Genomic DNA, 17,057 nt, shown 5'->3' with positions numbered 1-17,057 from the left:
ATTGGTTTACCCATTGTTGTTACTGTACTTCACTAGATTAAGAAACGCTATAGATATTCCTAACTTAATCCTAAGAGTTTAAAGTTTCTGATTCCTCTAACTAATGGGAGTAATTTCTGATTAATCAGTATAACTGATGGAGGAATTAGTATTAAATTTAGTTGTGATACTAGCTTGAAAGATGCGATCGCTTTAAATCTCTGCGTTCAAGTTATCATTTGCCCCAGTTGTGCGATCGCTCTCATAATTTATCCTTACGATGAGATTCATTCGACATTTTGATTTTTGCTATCATTAACTCTAATTTATATCAATTCTCTAAACAGCTTTTAAAATCAATCCTTTCTATAGATATATTACTATACATATTTGACAATATTTATTATTACAATTATGAGTAATATCATTTCCATATGAAGATGCATAGAAAGAACCCCACCGCCTTCGGCACCTCCCCTTGGTAAGGGGAGGTTGGGAGGGGTTAAAATAATGTGCAGCTTCATATTTAATTGGTATAAGTGGTTTTCCATCACTTTGCTAATACAATCAAGCTTATCCTCAAATTAAAGGTAAAAGATAAGAATAATATTTAGCAATTTACTTCTTTAAGTTTGTCTTTTTATTTAACCTTACAGCTATTTTTGAGATGGAAGATAATCGCAGCCGAAAGCCCATCCCAGAGAGGAGTATTAATATTAGCCCTTCTTAAACCAGATGCTGTCCAAGAATTACAATTTCTCAAAATTGAATAACTGTCAACTGCTGCATAAAAACCTGCATTGACGGTGTGGCCGTTACCCAAGCGGACTGTTTTCTTTTTTGTATCCAGTTGAAAACTACCTTGGACATACTCAATTAATCTTGAATAATCATTTTTGCTGACTCGGATACACTTAACTTCTAAATCAGTTGGGATTACTTGATAACCTTTGACATACATAACAGAAGGCGTAGGTATAAATAGTGCTTTCAGAGTAGTAGAAAAATTTAAATCAGACAAAGAAGGAGTTAACATATAAAAATCTTTGTCTCCCCAGCCAAAACTTAAATAATTATAATTTAGAGCAGTATCTACACCGATTTTGCTGAGCGAAAAAAACTTGTGCCAATCATAAATATTATTTTTTGTTGGCACTATAATATTAGAGTGAATACCTGTGTTAGAAACACAAATTTGTATGTCACAATTAGTTTGTGAGTAAGAATGCCATTTTCTAGGTACAAATGCACTGATAGCTAGTAAAATTAAGCTAAATAAAACTAATCCTAAAATATAACAAGGCAACCTATATAATAATCGTATAAAAACTGAATAATTTGTATAGTTCATAAAAATACCTGCACAGTTTGAGAGTAATAGGACTTACGCACACTCTGCGAATCCTTGGCTTCTTGCCTTCTTCGCGGTTCAATTAAGTTAAGATTTTTGGCGATTTTTGCGTAAGCATTGAGTAAATTTCGAGAGAGTGTAGGCAGCATATGAATATTTTTACGTTTAAGCTATAAAAATTACTATCATTTGTTCTACTCTACCTTGAAGCTGAAGAAGGCGCGTCTAAGTCATTGGTCATTGGTAAGGGTTTTAGGCATGTTTACCTTTTGTAATACCATTTCCATATGAAGACGCATATGGAAATGGTATTACTCAGTTATGTTTATTCCCACCGATTTACTTATATCCCACATTCCGCACTTCGTTTTGTAATATGCTTGTCTTATGAAGTTTGGGCTAATGCGTAGTTAAATAGCGATCGCCAAAAGCCTAAAAAATAGCAGTGTTAATACTTAATACCATTAACGGTTTTTTGTAAGATTTGTTGAAGCATTAATATATGACATTTTGAAGTGCGGAATGTGGGTTATATAGTATTATTAGATATTTGTTTGCTAGTATTATTAGATATTTGTTTGCTAAAGAAATCATCTAAAATATCAGACTGCTGTTTTTGACTTAGCGATACTGCAATTTCTTCAATATTGAGTATTGGTAACTGTCTCAACGCTTCTAGCGTCTGATCAAAGTTCTCATTCAAAGAAGTTTTTTTACCAGAAGGATTACTATTGATTGATGCTTCATCACTGCTTTTGCGTGTAACTAGTTGCATTAACAACTCGACAGCAACTCTAGGCAGGACTTGGGGTGGTGTAGAATTCGTGTAAAAAGAAAAAGTCATGCTACCTAGTCGAAGATGATCGCCATCTTGAAGTTTAATCGGACGATAAACAGGCTCACTATTGACAAAAGTACCATTGGTGCTACTGAAGTCAACCAAGTAAAATCCTGAGTACTCAACATCTTTAATATACTGAATAGCAGCATGGCGACGGGATACACGTTGATCACAAACGTAAATTCCACAAGTGCGATCGCGACCTATAGTCCATATATGCTGTGACTGTAATAATCTTTGCGTTTTACCCTCACATAAATTGGTAATCATATAAACAGCAGAACCATCAACTATACCTTGTATATAACACCCGTGTACCTCAGTAAACGGCGATTGAGGTAAATTTTCCAACTGAAGAATTTCATCTAAAAATCTACTATGGTGTTCATACAACTTGAGGAAAACTTGATATAAACTCAGTCGTTTTTCTAATTCTTTATCTAATAATTCCGCCATCATCACTTAGCCTTTGTTTTACTAATAAATATCTATTTTTAAGTCAGTTATGAACAATTAGTCTGATTTGATAATCTGGAAATATATATCACATAATTGACGTTGCAATTTTGCTCATCAAGCAATAGACATTATTGAACTTTCGCTCTCTCAGATTAAAGTTTCTCTTTCGTTTAAAGTAACCGCAATCCTACTTAATAGAAAAGTTTTTATAATGTTTTTATTATTAAATTCAACAACGCTATAGCATTCCTAAATCATTCGTGAACAATTAGAATCCCGACTTCGCAAAAGTTGTCGGGGTTCTAAGCTTTGCGATTCTCACAAATCATATAGAATTGTTATATGAGATTATTAATTAAAACAATATTTATTAAATAGTTACATTTAAACAGCTTTCTATAATAGTCCGAACTGAATCGTGAGAAAATACTTAGGTTGGATATCAAATATAAAAGTAAAAGGATATATCCGTACTTGTCTCACCTGTAACGAAGCTGCGTATCAAACCAGATTTAGCCCTGACTTACAATAACCCTCGTTTACCATTAGGACGTACCGTCATCCAATTTGTTTTGGCTAGTGCTAGTTGTTCTTCAGAAATTTTCGCTCCAGTTAAATTAGCGCCACACAAATTAGCTCCCCGCAGGTTGGCATTTTGCAAATAAGCATAGCTGAGATCTGCACCTCGTAAGTCTGCTCCCTCTAAATCAGCATTATTGAGATAAGCTTTGGTTAAATTACTATCTCTAAGGTTAGCTCGATTGAGACTAGCTCTACCAAAGTCGCTACTGTGGAGATCAGATCCTTGAAGATTCGCTTTTTGCAGTTGAGAAGAATGAAAATTTATTTCCGATAAATTAGCGCCTTGCAAATTGAGGAGATTTAAATTGTGTAAGGCAAAATCTCGTCTTCCTTTGAGATAAGCTGAGATCAGATTTCGGCTATCTAATTGGCGCATAGCCTGAGATTTTTGATCTTGAGAACCACTACCATTGCTAGACAAAGTGGTTGGTTTTGTTGTCAGCATCCGTTGTCGTGTCCCCTTTGCATGGGTAACACCACCAGTGCCTTCTGTAATCCTAGCTCGTCTTGCCCGAATTGCTGCTGCAACCTGTGCCACGCTACTAGATACACTGGAAGGATTGCTGTTAGAAATCCCAGAATCTTCTAAACGATGAATCGTTCGTTCTTTCACACTACCATTTGGTTGAGAAACCAAACTTTTTGACAAACTCTCTAGATACGGTTCTAGTTCTAATGCTGTAAGTACTTCTAAGGCTGTTTGGTAACGATTACGTACAGATATTTCCAGCATTTTCCGCAATACATCTGCTAGATGATCACTCACTTGTACATGATTTTCCCAAAGAAGTTCACCAGTTGTAGGGTTATATTGCAGATTTTTAGAAGATTTGCTGGTTAGTAGATAAATACATGTAATTCCTAAGGCGTAGATGTCACTAGCGTAGACTGGACGCATTGCCATTTGCTCTGGAGGTGCAAAACCAGGAGTACCAATGGCATATGCAGTTAATGCTGTATGTTCTGAATGGTTCACAACAGCTTGTGTGACTTGATTGGTAACAGCACCAAAGTCTATGAGGACTAATCTACTATCTTGATCACGGCGAATTATATTGGCAGGTTTGATATCACGATGTATTACCTTACATTCGTGTATGTATTTAAGCAATGGCAGGATCTCGCTCAAAAATTGCTTCACTCTGGCTTCAGTAAAAACTCCTGTGTGTTTGACCTCTTGCTGTAAAGTAGAGCCACTAATGTATTCCTGAACCAAATAGAATTGTTCGCACTCTTCAAAAAAGTCTAATAAGCGTGGTACTTGCGGATGATTGCCAATTTTGCCCAAAGTTACAGCTTCTCTTTCAAACAATTCGCGTGCCATTTGTAGAACGTGGGGTGTGCTTCCCGATGGACGTAATTGCTTGATAACACAACTCGGTTCGCCTGGTAAGCCTTGATCATTGGCTAAAAAAGTTGCTCCGAAACCACCTTGACTCAAAGCTTTCATTACCCGATAGCGATCGCGCAACAGCAATCTTGAGCCACAAGACTGACACCTCTGGCTATAGGCCAAGTTTTCTGGATTGGGACAGTTAGGATTTATGCAGTAGCTCATGCATTGTCAACTCGCCGCACGAAAAATCACGGGAGTCTTACACTCCAGATCTCAATTATTTAGATCAAAAGCTACTTTTACCAGGTCATTTTTGCTGGAAATCCTTTGAAGAATTGCTAAACTTAGGCAAAGCTGACGTAAAGCAATAGTAGACTCACTTAATTTTTACATTTCCCGTGAAAATCTAAATTTGAAAATTTCAGACTTTAGTTCACTTTGCTGCTGTCTTCGTGTTAATGACTACTAGAAGAAACAGTTTGCTCAACAATTTGCTTGGCTGCATCTAGTAGATACTCAGAATAAGTACGAGCAACGATGGATAGTTGTTTTCCTGAAGGATAAACCATGTACCAGTCACGTTTGATCGGAAAGTGTTCTACATCTAATACAGTTAAATCCCCTGTATCTGGTAACAAGGTATGGCGAGATAATACGGAAATTCCCAAGCCGCCAGCTATGGCATGTTTAATTGCTTCGTTGCTTCCCAATTCTAATTTAACTTTGACATGCACCTCATGCTGATCTAGTAATTTCTGCACAGCCCGACGTGTTCCTGAACCAGGTTCACGCATGATAAAAGGTTCCTCAGCAAGACGTTGGATGGGAATATATTTTTCTTTTGCCAGAGGATGATGATGTGGTGCTAAAACTACTAAAGGATTTTCCAAAAACTGTTGGTAACTTACATCCAAATGCTCTGGAACTTGACTCATAATATACAAGTCGTCCATATTGCTAGTCATGCGTTCCAGAATGCCTTCATGATTTGTCACTTGTAGTGATATTTCAATTCCTGGATAACGTTGACAAAAAGGTCCCAACAAACGTGGTATAAAATATTTAGCTGTGGTGATAACAGCTAGACGTAATTGCCCTTGTTTTAGCCCTTTTAAATCTGCCACCTTCATTTCAAATTGGGCTATGGTCTCGAAAATTTGCCGACAGGTAGCGTATAATTCCCGTCCAGCTTCTGTCAAATACAGGCGCTTACCTACTTGTTCAAATAACGGCAAACCTACTGATTTCGTCAGTTGCTTAATTTGCATGGAAACAGTAGGTTGAGTAAGAAAAAGTTCCTCGGCGGCACGTGTAAAGCTACCGTGTCGCGCCGCCGCTTCAAACACCTTCAACTGGTGCAACGTCGCTTGATTCAAGAGTGATTCTCCTCTATATAATGGCAACTTCAAGTTGTGAGTTCTAAATATAGATATTAATCTATGCCTGTTATTATTAGATAGGTATTTAACTTATAGAATTAAAAAGTTATTATCAGAACAACAAGCAAAGCGTAAGATGCCTTCCAGCCAACGTTGCACACCTTAAAGGTGCTTTTTGGGGATAGTAATCAACGTTGTACTAACCTCATCCTGCTGGGTGTGTACAACGTTTTTTTCGTAGTCAAATTTTTTATAATTCCTCCTGTATTTTTACAGGTAATGTAGATAAATCTGGTAACTCTAGTAATTCTGCTTCCATAACTGGCTCTTTGATATTGAGTGGCAATCTTACAGGTTGACGCTCCTCTAGCCAACAACTTGCTACTGGCAAGGTTTGCTCTAATTCATCCAGTGGTCGAGGAATTACCATTACAGCGTTTAATTCTCCAATGCGTTCTGCTTCGTACATTCCAGCTTCTACTGCTACTGCAACATTTGCTACAGAGCCACGAATAATGGCTGTACACAAACCTGAACCAATTTTCTCATAGGCTGCTAGCTGGACATCAGCAGCTTTGAGCATGGCATCAGCTGCGCCTACCATTGCCGGAAAACCCCGTGTTTCTACTAAGCCAACTGCTTGGTTACTTAAACGACTATAAGTGCCGTCCTCAGTAATAGCACGCAGACGGTTGTTGATAGGTAATACAACTTCTAAGTTAGGGAATGGTCTGGGAATTACTAAGCTAGAAACAAACTGATCAAATTGTTTAGCAGTTTGCTCACCAGCTTCCACCGCTAGACGGACATCAGCGATCGCTCCTCGAACAATCGCAGTACAATGACCACTGCCAATCTTTTCATATCCAACTAGGTGAACCCCAGCCGATTTCAGCATCATATCTGCCGTACCTACTATTGCCGGAAAGCTAATAGTTGATACTAACCCTAAAGCGGTATCCCTGAGCATGTCTCGACGAGATGTGTGGACATTGTATGCGTCCATATGAATTCTCCAAGATGTTTAAAAGAAAGGATGAAGGCTGTAGGCTGAAGGATAAATAATTATTACTTCATAGTTCATACTTCATACTTCCATATAACACTTACTCAGACTTCCCGTCAGAGGAGGGTTTATTCAAGGATTGCCGATGTGGAAATAAAGTGATTAACAATTGCTGAATGCTTCCCTGTCCGTAAATATGAGTACCGATGTGATTTTCAGATTCAGTGGTAGGATCTTGTGTAACCTGATTGTCCAGTTGTGAGTTTTGAGTGGCGGAAGATGTAGAAGGCTGAGGATGTGGAGGTGTGGGCTTGGAAGCAGGAGTAGAATCCCCAGTAGAAGACGCAGAGAAATTGCCTGTTTCGTTCTGTTTTTGCGTTCCCGTATCCTCTTCGTTCCACAGATCCTCTGGTTCTTGTACGTCCATATTTTCTGGGCTAGAAGCAGGATTAGTAGTAGATAGCTGTGGCTGTTGGATTTTCTCAGTGACTGCAAAAGAATCACTCAAATGGCGACTATTGTCTCCCAGAACAGAACCAGGTACAACTACTTGTCCAGGCTCCACAGAACAATTAAACACTGTTGTTGCTGAACCGATGCAAGCATTTGCGCCAATTTTACCACTACCGATCATCAGGAAACCGGCTCCCAGGTTTGCCCCAGTTTCGACTTCTAGGGTTCCTTCATGAACTTTGAGGATTGACCCCATGCCAATACAAACCCCTGAACCAATGACAATCTTACTGCTTGGAGCCGCTTGTAGTATCACCCCTGGTGCAATCACAGCAGTCGGATGAATAATTACCTCGCCACTGATGTAGGAGTCAAAGTTATTACCCAGGCGCAGTGGCGGCACAGACATGAAATTTTTAACCTCGCAAACCCGGATAGACTTAAAAAGTAAAAAATAAAAAGTAAAAAGTAAAAAGTAAAACGGATTCAATATTTCTTTTAACTTTTAACTTTTGCCTTGTGCGGGGAGTAGGGGAAGTGAGAAAACCATTTTCTCCCCATACCCCTCATACCCCTAATTACGGACGCTGGACAATCAATTCTAGTACCCGGCGCTTGGCTTTGGGGTCAATACCAATCAAGCGCACGTATTCGCCTTCATATTCGTTGATATAGCCTTCCAAGGCTGCGATCGCTTCCCTGATACTATGAGCCTGAATTTGTCCGCAACTCGACCAGGAACCAGTACGGAAACGTCTTTGATCTACGTGTTCAGCGCTAATTTTAAAGCCTCCAGCTAACAGTTGCTGTAGTTGTTCCACAGCTTCGGAACTTAATTTGTTACTGCTGGCTGTTGCTGTTGTGCTTGCAGAAGCAAAAGCGGTTGTTGTCCCACTCGATTTACTGCTGCTAGATGTACCAACTGGCCCGTTGGGACGTTGAATAATGCTTTCTAAGATGCGACGCTTGGCTTTGGGGTCGATACCAATCAAGCGCACGTATTCGCCTTGATGGTTATCCATACAATCTTCTAAAGCTGCTACTACATCGCCAGCAGAGCTTGATTCAATCGGCGTGCAGGTTTGCCAAGAGCCAGTACGGAAGCGGCGTTCATCGACATGTTCTGTACCGATTTTGTAACCACCAGCCAATAGCTGGCGGATTTGGTTTATGGTTTCGCCACTGAGTCTGTTGCTACCATTGCTGTAGCCGCTACGGTTGCCATTGCCATTGCCATTGCCATTGTAGCTACCATTACTGCTAGAATAGGCGGGGGCTTTGAAGGAGCTAGATGGTTGAACAACACCGTCAGGACGTTGGATGATGTTTTCTAGCACGCGTCTTTTGCCCTTGGGGTCGATGCCAAATAGGCGGACATACTCGCCAGTATGATCTCTTAGACAAGATTCCAAAGCTGCGATCGCTTCACCTAAGCTTCTGACTTCAATAGGTTTACAGCTAGTCCAAGAACCTGTGCGGAACCGTCTTTGGTCTACGTGTTCTGTACCAATATTATATCCTTGCTGTAACAGATAGCGTACCTGCTCTACTGTTTCCGCACCCAAGCTATTGCTAGACACCTCGTCGCTCCTTTCAAAAACTTCAACTTCTATGCCTGTACTTGTATAAGAATTAGTTAATTCATCACGAATAGTCCTAATACATTTACTATCCGCAGCACACAGATAACCTGCTCGTAGTGCTTGGTTAATCCCAACTACGTGATGAGCAAATTCTTTGTCATCAGCTTGCACATCTGGCAGGCGATCGGCTTGCTGCTGGTTAGTAATTACTGCTCCTGAAGGTACATATTTACCTGGGGGAATTTCTACATCTTGGATTAAGGCGTGCATCATCACAATGCAACCTGCTCCCACTCTGGCATTAAACACCGTAGAACGAAAACCAATAAAACAGTCATCTCCTACGTAGCATGGCCCATGAATTAAAGCCATGTGGGTAATACAAGTATTCTTGCCAATCCATACAGAGTATTGTTGTCGGTCATCACCAACTACGCGCCCCTTTTCCAAGCCATGGACTACAACACCATCTTGAAGATTGGTGTTTTCGCCAATATAAAACGGCGTACCTTCATCCGCTCTAATCGATGTGCCGGGCGCAACTATGACATTTGCTCCGATCTTGACATTCCCAATAATGTTGGAAAATGAATGTAAAAAGGCCGATGGGTCTATTGTGGGTTCAGCTAAATTCCTTGACCACGGCGTTGGGGGAGCCGCCTCCGCGATGCTGCGGACTGCCATTGCGAGATTCCTCCTCTATTGTCAGTTGTCAGTTGTCAGTTATCAGTTATCAGCCTGTTACTGTTTACTGACTATCGATATTGATCTTTTTTGCTGTAAATCATGCGATCTTCTACATAAACTGTGTCAATTATCGCTACTACTGCTGCATCTAATGGACGCTGTTCGTTGCCAATAATTTGCCGAGCCGCACTACCACGACTGACAAGTACCCACTCGTCTACCCCAGCACCTACAATATCGGCGGCTACCTCGTACTTTGGCAGGATGCGTCCTTCTTCATCAACTAATTGCAACAAAAGTAGTTTAACACCCCTAAGACTTGGATCTTTTTGAGTGCTAACTACTGTGCCGCGAACTTTGGCAATTTGCATTTATGATCTATGGTCTTCTACCGAAGGGACGAATTGCATTCACATTTTCCCGGAACTGCTCTACATCTTCGGTATAACGAATTGGTAGAACATACTCCAAGTTCTCATGGGGACGAGCAATGATGTGAGTAGATAGAACTTGTCCGCCATTGACTCGCTTGACTGATTCTACTCCTGCTCCTACCGAGGCTTGTACTTCCGAAACATCTCCTCGGACAATCACGGTGACGCGACCACTGCCGATTTTTTCATAACCTACTAAGGTAACGCGAGCAGCTTTTACCATCGCATCTGCTGCTTCCACTACTGCTGGGAAGCCAAGCGTTTCTACCATTCCTACTGCAATTGACATAATTTTTTCAATCCTTAAGAAGCTTCCAACAAACAAAAACAAGCAAAGTCACAAGAATTTTAAGATTTGAGATTTTGGATTAGGGTTTGGTAAATCTAAAGCCAAATCTTTGACGAATCTATTACCCCTTGAAGCGTTTGCCTGCGAAGTCAATACTAAAAATCCAAAATCCAAAATCCAAAATTGTTAAGTACGGAACTGCTCCACAGCTTCGGTGTACCGAATTGGTAGAACATACTCTAGGTTCTCGTGAGGCCGAGCAATAATGTGGGTCGAAACCACTTCACCACCATTGACTCTTCTAGCTGCTTCAACCCCAGCAGCTACTGAAGCTTGCACTTCCGAAACATCTCCCCGCACAATCACTGTCACCCTAGCGCTACCAATTTTTTCATAACCTACCAATGTGACACGAGCGGCTTTCACCATCGCATCAGCAGCTTCAACCACTGCCGGAAAACCTTTTGTTTCAATCATTCCAACCGCAATAGGCATCGCAGGACTCCTACACAATTAATGCAATTAGTACTCTTTTATTGAAAATTCTGACGGGGATGCTCATCTTGAGCTAAATAACTGTTCTCAAATTAAGCATAAGAAAGCTTGGCTCCCCTGACAATATAAATTAGTATAATAGTTTATAATAAAATAGTTTAAAAAAACTTAACAACTTTTTATATGTGTATTATTCTCAACCAATCTTCACGGATTCCTAGAGTACCTACTTCTGTTTTATAATTTCTTTATCATATTTGCTCCAAAGCAGTTCATAGAACGTAAATCATGTCTCTAGGGGAACGACAAGCAAGCTACAAAGTAGTATTGGTGTCTTTCCTCGGTTTTTGCTGTTTGCATCAAAATAATTAGAAAAAATATATAATAAAATATTATATTTGATATAAATAGTTCTTTTCGCGATAGAAATTTCGGCTGATGTAGATGGAGGTTAGCGTAGATTTAAATAAGAGAAAATTTATAGGAAATATTACTCTTTCTTTCCTGTTGATCAAGTCGCAAAGGTAAAATAATGCTGTTTAATGGAATTTAAATCTTTTAATCATAGAGTCTAATTAATTAATTAAAATTAATTAATTTCATTTAGCAAGGCAAAGAATTACAAGCTGAGACATCAAGGAAAATTTAAATGAATGAGTTTTTGTTCTCAACAACTTGGTGGATACCATTTTATAGCTTATTAGGAGCAATTTTGACCTTGCCTTGGGCAATGGGAATAGTTCGCCGTACTGGTCCAAGACCAGCAGCATATTTTAATTTATTGACAACTTTTTTGGCTTTTATCCATAGCCTGATTGTATTTCAGGATATTTGGAATGGAGAACCAGAAAATTTTGTCATTACCTGGTTTAGTGCTGCGGATTTAAACATATCCTTTGTTTTGGAAATCTCACCAATCAGTGTTGGCGCAACAGTTTTAATAGCAGGATTAAGCTTATTAGCACAAATTTTCGCTTTGGGTTACATGGAAAAAGACTGGTCGTTGGCTCGGTTTTTTGCCTTAATGGGCTTTTTTGAAGCAGCCCTAAGCGGTTTAGCAGTAAGTGATTCCCTGTTTCTAAGCTATGCATTGCTGGAAATGCTGACTCTTTCTACCTACTTGTTTGTAGGCTTTTGGTATGCTCAACCACTGGTAGTTACAGCAGCACGAGATGCGTTTTTAACTAAACGTGTAGGAGACTTGTTGCTGCTGATGGGAGTAGTCACACTAGCAACCAAAGCAGGTAGTTTGAATTTTTCTAATTTATATGAGTGGGCGCAAACAGCACAACTTAGCCCTTTAACTTCAAGTTTATTAGGATTGGCATTGATTGCCGGGCCTGCTGGTAAATGCGCTCAATTTCCACTGCACTTGTGGTTAGATGAAGCGATGGAAGGGCCTAACCCAGCTTCGGTGATGCGGAATTCAATGGTGGTAGCTGGTGGTGCTTATATATTGTATAAATTGCAGCCCATCTTAGTCTTATCGCCATTTGCCCTCAACACTCTGATCATTATTGGTACAATGACGGCAGTTGGTGCATCTTTGGTATCGATCGCCCAAACTGATATTAAACGAGCGCTATCTCACTCCACCAGTGCATACATGGGCTTGGTATTCTTGGCAGTAGGCTTGCAGCAAGGAGGCGTGGCTCTAATTTTGCTGTTTACCCATGCGATTGCCAAAGCATTATTATTCATGAGTACTGGTTCGGTAATTTATACTACTAGCAGCCAAGATTTAACCGAAATGGGTGGCTTATGGTCGCGAATGCCAGCAACTACCACCGCCTTTGTGGTTGGTTCTACTGGGATGGTAAGTTTGTTACCTTTGGGAAGCTTCTGGGCTATGTTGTCTTGGGCTGACGGCTTGGCAATTATCACCCCTTGGGTACTCTGGATATTAGTACTTGTGAATGGCTTGACGGCATTAAATTTAACACGAGTATTCCGGTTAGTATTTTGGGGAGAACCACAACAAAAAACCCGTCGCGCCCCGGAAGCACCTTGGCCAATGGCATTTCCGATGGTAACTCTCACAATCATGACCCTATTGTTACCCATGATGTTACAGCATTGGTATCTTCTGCCAACCTGGGAAAGCATCAATTGGTATGTAGTGGGAATGCTGGTATTTTCTACCCTCTTAGGAGTAGCTATTGGCTCAACGATGTATCTCCACAAAGCTTGGTCACGTTCGAGAATATTAGCTTGGAGATTTGTACAAGATTTACTAGGATACGACTTCTACATCGACCGAATCTATAAATTCACAGTAGTTGGTGCAGTGGTCATACTTTCTAAAATTTCCGCTTGGAGCGATCGCTACATAGTAGACGGTCTAGTTAACTTGGTAGGATTTGCAGCAATTTTCGGTGGACAAAGCTTGAAATATAGCATTTCCGGTCAATCACAAGGATATCTACTCACTATCCTTGTTGGCATCAGCATACTAGGTTTCTTCATCAGCTGGTCATTAGGTTTGCTGGAGAAATTGCCTTTTTAGGTGATCGGCGCTCAGGGATTGGGAATTGGGGACAGGGAAGACACGGGAAGGCAGACAATGAGGAAAAGCAATAAATTTCTCCCAATCCCCAATCCCCAATCCCAATCCCAATCCCAATCCCCAATCCCCATTACCCCTTATCCCCTCCAGGGGCCCCACCTGCCCCTTATCCCCAATCCCCAATCCCCAATCCCCAATCCCCAATCCCCAATCCTCTATGCTCAGTGCTTTAATTTTGCTGCCGTTATTGGGTGCAGCTTTAATAGGTTTCTTGCCTGTTGGCATGAATGGAAAACTATCTCGTAGCATCACATTAGTATTTGCCAGTTTGGCTTTTGTGTGGATAGTTATCTTAGCAGTTAACTTTAACCCAACCATCGTTAGTCAACAATTTACTGAATTCTTACCTTGGATAGATGCTTTAGGTCTGAATTATCACCTCGGTATAGATGGTTTATCTTTGCCTTTGCTACTGTTGAATGGACTTTTAACTTGCATTGCCGTTTGTAGTACAGACGAAGATATACAACGCCCACGATTTTATTACTCTTTACTATTGCTGTTGAGTGCAGGTGTCACTGGAGCATTTCTCGCCCAGGATTTACTACTATTCTTCCTGTTTTACGAGCTAGAACTCATCCCACTTTATCTGCTAATTGCCATTTGGGGTGGTCAAAAACGCGGTTATGCAGCTACAAAATTTTTGATTTATACCGCTTTTTCTGGCATTTTAATTTTGGCAAGTTTCCTTGGATTAGTGTGGCTGAGTGGTTCACCTAGCTTTGCTCTAGAAACTTTAAACAGCAAAGCCTTACCTTTAGCAACACAAATTTTGCTGTTGGCAGGAATTTTAGTTGGTTTTGGCATCAAGATTCCCTTAGTTCCTTTTCATACTTGGCTGCCAGATGCTCACGTAGAAGCTTCCACACCAATTTCAGTACTGTTGGCTGGCGTATTATTGAAATTGGGAACTTACGGCTTACTGCGCTTTGGCATGTTCTTGTTACCAGATGCTTGGAGATATCTAGCTCCCGCTTTGGCAACTTGGGCAGTGATCAGCGTGCTTTATGGTGCATCCTGCGCGATCGCCCAAAAAGACATGAAAAAAATGGTGGCATACAGTTCCATTGGACACATGGGTTACATACTTTTAGCTGCTGCTGCTGCTACCCCATTAAGCATATTAGGAATTGTGATGCAAATGATTAGCCACGGTTTAATCTCTGCACTACTGTTTTTATTAGTCGGAGTCGTGTATAAAAAAGCGGGTAGCCGGGATCTAGATGTGCTGCGGGGACTGTTGAACCCAGAACGAGGTATGCCTGTAATTGGTAGCTTGATAGTGATCGGAGTCATGGCCAGCGCTGGTATTCCTGGAATGGTCGGATTTATTGCGGAATTCGTTGTGTTTCGCGCCAGTTTTGCAGTTTTTCCTGTGCAAACATTGTTATCCATGATTGGTACAGGATTAACTGCGGTTTACTTTTTACTTCTCACCAACCGGGCATTTTTTGGGCGCTTATCAGAACAAGTTACAAACTTACCACGAGTTTATTGGAGCGATCGCTGGAGTGCGATCATTCTAGCCGTCTTGATCGTCATTCTAGGTATCCAACCTGCTTGGTTAACCCGTTGGAGTGAAGCAACAACAACAGCAATAGCCAATAGTCAAAGTATTGTTGCTCATGTTTCAGTGGAAGGAATCGGGGATTAGGAATTGGGGAAGGTAGGGGACCCCTACCTTCCCCGATACCCAATCCCCTTTTCCCGACCCCTTTCTTCAGGAGAACTGCAATGGTAACTACTAAAAAAAACCCTGCTCATCATCCATTAGTGGAATATATTAAAAAGTTGCAAACTGGCGAAGCATTACTTCGCGACAGTCCAGAAAATGTATTAGAAGTAGTTGGTATTCTTAAAAGCTACGGCGTTGTTTTAGATGCTTATTCAAAAAATCTTATTTATATTGCCGAAAATCAATTTTTAGTTTTTTTCCCTTTTTTCAAATATTTTAATGGCGAAATTACTTTCCAGAAATTACTGCGTCACTGGTGGCACGATCGCATTAATTTTGAGTATGCCGAGTATTGCATGAAAGCCATGTTTTGGCATGGTGGTGGTGGACTAGATCAATATTTAGACACAAAAGATTTTCAACAAAGAGCTAAAGCTGTGATTGCAGCTAAATTTAAAAATAATCCCGTCATGATGGGAATTAATCAACTTTTTCCCGATTTTTTAATTGAACAGTTGCGCGTTACTTCTTATTACAGTGGCTTAGGTCAATTTTGGCGGGTGATGGCTGATATTTTCCTCAGCTTATCAGACCTTTATGATCAAGGCAAAATTAAATCAATTCCTCAAGTTGTAGATCACATCAAACTTGGTTTAGTAGAAGCTGCAAATAAGCCGATTACCTACTCTGTCAAAATTAAAGATAAAGTCTATGATCTTCTTCCTGCTAGCCTGGGCTTAACTTTCTTGGCAGATACAGCAATTCCTTATGTAGAAGCGGTTTTCTTTAGAGGAACACCTTTCCCTGGCACAGTTTCCTACAACGCCCAAGCATATCAAATTCCACCAGATCAAGCGAGATTTCAGTACGGTGCTTTGTATGCTGATCCATTACCAATTGGTGGTGCGGGTATTCCTCCCACATTATTAATGCAAGATATGCGTCACTTTCTCCCAGAATATCTACATGAAGTTTATCGCCGCAGTCGTCGGGGAGAAGATGATTTGCGAGTACAAATTTGTCAGACTTTCCAAAAGTCGATGTTCTGTGTTACTACAGCAACTATTTTAGGGTTAATGCCTTACCCTGCGGATACTCAAGATCCAAAAGAGCAAGAACTTAATCGAATTTATTTAGAAAAGTGGATGGATAGGTTGCAAACATCGCGGTTAATGGATGTTAATAGTTAAAGAATATCAAAACAAACAGATAATAGACTTGTTGGGAAATAACGTTAAAAATCGCTGAAACGCTTGCACTATTTAGGTTTCAACTATTTTCAGACAAAATAGCTGAAATATCTGCTATGACTGAGTTCTAGGCATTTTTCGGCTTATTTCCCAACAACTCTAATATAGTCAACCATAGCGGGTAGATGATATTTGTGATACCCAAATATCATCTATTCGTTAAACTTTTATGACATCATTAAGTTCGTTGATCACTACAAAGCTTGTACGTTCAGAACTGTTGGTATAAGAAAATTAGATTTTTTTGCGGAATCTACTATTTCGCTGTTGAATCTAAAATCAACTCTTACACTTAAGATAAGCTTACCATCATGCAAGAAGAGACGATCCGGATTATAGTAGAAGACACGCAACAAGCTATTATTACAGAAGGCTCAAAGAGCGCAATCGATACCGGTGGTCAATTTTGGATAGAGGAAGAGGAACTAGAGATTGACATTAGCAAAACAAAAGTGGCTGATGTCAAGGTTGAGAAACTAGAAAAAGAGATGTTACGTCTGCTAGATGTAGTAGAAAGAATTTCGGCTCGCCCTGAAACTCAGAATCATCGAAAATCTGGAATGCAACTGGACGAAATTGAATTATCTGTTGAGATAAACGCTGAAGGGCAGATAAGTATCATAGGTAATGGAGCTAAGGCTGGAGCCAAAGGGGCCATAAAACTAAAATTCAAACGCTCAGAAATCAAGTGA

Annotated in this window: 14 protein-coding genes; 4 read left to right on the top strand and 10 right to left on the bottom strand. The window is 40.3% G+C overall.

Annotated elements, in window-relative coordinates; translation table 11 throughout:
- Positions 1-619: 619 nt before the first annotated feature.
- The 10 genes from AC5JMK_RS22425 to AC5JMK_RS22380 form a co-directional block, all read right to left on the bottom strand.
- The gene (locus tag AC5JMK_RS22425) at positions 620-1,330 is read right to left on the bottom strand and encodes a DUF2459 domain-containing protein (RefSeq protein ID WP_096675509.1); all 711 of its coding nucleotides are present in this window, start codon (positions 1,328-1,330) and stop codon (positions 620-622) included.
- Between the two features lie 529 nt (positions 1,331-1,859).
- A complete protein-coding gene (locus tag AC5JMK_RS22420) occupies positions 1,860-2,627 on the bottom strand; it encodes an FHA domain-containing protein (protein WP_495911055.1) in 768 nt (255 codons plus the stop codon).
- A 526-nt stretch (positions 2,628-3,153) separates the two neighbouring features.
- Complete coding sequence (locus tag AC5JMK_RS22415) at positions 3,154-4,770, bottom strand: serine/threonine-protein kinase (RefSeq protein WP_096675512.1); 1,617 nt, start codon at positions 4,768-4,770, stop codon at positions 3,154-3,156.
- Positions 4,771-5,003: 233 nt separating this feature from the next.
- Entirely contained in the window at positions 5,004-5,924 is a 921-nt protein-coding gene (locus AC5JMK_RS22410; protein WP_096675513.1) for a LysR family transcriptional regulator, read from the bottom strand.
- Between the two features lie 253 nt (positions 5,925-6,177).
- Positions 6,178-6,933, bottom strand: coding sequence for a beta-carboxysome assembly protein CcmO (gene ccmO, locus AC5JMK_RS22405; protein ID WP_096675514.1), 756 nt, complete (start codon positions 6,931-6,933; stop codon positions 6,178-6,180).
- 100 nt (positions 6,934-7,033) lie between these two features.
- Entirely contained in the window at positions 7,034-7,795 is a 762-nt protein-coding gene (gene ccmN / locus AC5JMK_RS22400) for a beta-carboxysome scaffolding protein CcmN (protein ID WP_096675515.1), read from the bottom strand.
- 169 nt (positions 7,796-7,964) lie between these two features.
- The gene (ccmM, locus tag AC5JMK_RS22395) at positions 7,965-9,653 is read right to left on the bottom strand and encodes a beta-carboxysome scaffolding protein CcmM (RefSeq protein WP_096675516.1); all 1,689 of its coding nucleotides are present in this window, start codon (positions 9,651-9,653) and stop codon (positions 7,965-7,967) included.
- Positions 9,654-9,724: 71 nt separating this feature from the next.
- On the bottom strand, positions 9,725-10,027 hold the full coding sequence (ccmL, locus tag AC5JMK_RS22390) for a beta-carboxysome shell vertex protein CcmL (RefSeq protein ID WP_096675517.1): 303 nt from the start codon (positions 10,025-10,027) through the stop codon (positions 9,725-9,727).
- 7 nt (positions 10,028-10,034) lie between these two features.
- Positions 10,035-10,379 carry a carbon dioxide-concentrating mechanism protein CcmK gene (locus AC5JMK_RS22385; protein ID WP_039748664.1) on the bottom strand — a complete coding sequence of 115 codons (345 nt, stop codon included), beginning with the start codon at positions 10,377-10,379 and terminating at the stop codon, positions 10,035-10,037.
- Positions 10,380-10,565: 186 nt separating this feature from the next.
- Entirely contained in the window at positions 10,566-10,874 is a 309-nt protein-coding gene (locus AC5JMK_RS22380) for a carbon dioxide-concentrating mechanism protein CcmK (RefSeq protein WP_009457333.1), read from the bottom strand.
- 649 nt (positions 10,875-11,523) lie between these two features.
- Between AC5JMK_RS22380 and AC5JMK_RS22375 the strand changes: the two genes are divergently transcribed.
- The 4 genes from AC5JMK_RS22375 to AC5JMK_RS22360 all read left to right on the top strand — a co-directional run bounded on the left by AC5JMK_RS22375 (position 11,524) and on the right by AC5JMK_RS22360 (position 17,057).
- Positions 11,524-13,380 (top strand): NAD(P)H-quinone oxidoreductase subunit F, encoded by a 1,857-nt coding sequence (locus AC5JMK_RS22375; protein ID WP_096675518.1) that lies wholly within the window; start codon positions 11,524-11,526, stop codon positions 13,378-13,380.
- Between the two features lie 217 nt (positions 13,381-13,597).
- Entirely contained in the window at positions 13,598-15,094 is a 1,497-nt protein-coding gene (locus AC5JMK_RS22370; RefSeq protein WP_096678881.1) for an NADH-quinone oxidoreductase subunit M, read from the top strand.
- Positions 15,095-15,174: 80 nt separating this feature from the next.
- Entirely contained in the window at positions 15,175-16,305 is a 1,131-nt protein-coding gene (locus AC5JMK_RS22365; protein WP_096675519.1) for a CO2 hydration protein, read from the top strand.
- Positions 16,306-16,676: 371 nt separating this feature from the next.
- Positions 16,677-17,057, top strand: coding sequence for a Pepco domain-containing protein (locus AC5JMK_RS22360; protein WP_016863508.1), 381 nt, complete (start codon positions 16,677-16,679; stop codon positions 17,055-17,057).

The sequence above is a fragment of the Pelatocladus sp. genome, assembly GCF_059505505.1.
Note: the sequence above shows the minus strand (reverse complement) of the source record. Positions and strands in the feature narration are given on the sequence as shown.

Excerpts from the sequence above, each read along its gene's own strand:
- AC5JMK_RS22425 (WP_096675509.1), bottom strand. The coding sequence starts at position 1,330 with ATGAACTATACAAATTATTCAGTTTTTATACGATTATTATATAGGTTG.
- AC5JMK_RS22420 (WP_495911055.1), bottom strand. The coding sequence starts at position 2,627 with ATGGCGGAATTATTAGATAAAGAATTAGAAAAACGACTGAGTTTATAT.
- AC5JMK_RS22415 (WP_096675512.1), bottom strand. The coding sequence starts at position 4,770 with ATGAGCTACTGCATAAATCCTAACTGTCCCAATCCAGAAAACTTGGCC.
- ccmO (WP_096675514.1), bottom strand. The coding sequence starts at position 6,933 with ATGGACGCATACAATGTCCACACATCTCGTCGAGACATGCTCAGGGAT.
- ccmN (WP_096675515.1), bottom strand. The coding sequence starts at position 7,795 with ATGTCTGTGCCGCCACTGCGCCTGGGTAATAACTTTGACTCCTACATC.
- ccmM (WP_096675516.1), bottom strand. The coding sequence starts at position 9,653 with ATGGCAGTCCGCAGCATCGCGGAGGCGGCTCCCCCAACGCCGTGGTCA.
- ccmL (WP_096675517.1), bottom strand. The coding sequence starts at position 10,027 with ATGCAAATTGCCAAAGTTCGCGGCACAGTAGTTAGCACTCAAAAAGAT.
- AC5JMK_RS22385 (WP_039748664.1), bottom strand. The coding sequence starts at position 10,379 with ATGTCAATTGCAGTAGGAATGGTAGAAACGCTTGGCTTCCCAGCAGTA.
- AC5JMK_RS22380 (WP_009457333.1), bottom strand. The coding sequence starts at position 10,874 with ATGCCTATTGCGGTTGGAATGATTGAAACAAAAGGTTTTCCGGCAGTG.
- AC5JMK_RS22375 (WP_096675518.1), top strand. The coding sequence starts at position 11,524 with ATGAATGAGTTTTTGTTCTCAACAACTTGGTGGATACCATTTTATAGC.
- AC5JMK_RS22370 (WP_096678881.1), top strand. The coding sequence starts at position 13,598 with ATGCTCAGTGCTTTAATTTTGCTGCCGTTATTGGGTGCAGCTTTAATA.
- AC5JMK_RS22365 (WP_096675519.1), top strand. The coding sequence starts at position 15,175 with ATGGTAACTACTAAAAAAAACCCTGCTCATCATCCATTAGTGGAATAT.
- AC5JMK_RS22360 (WP_016863508.1), top strand. The coding sequence starts at position 16,677 with ATGCAAGAAGAGACGATCCGGATTATAGTAGAAGACACGCAACAAGCT.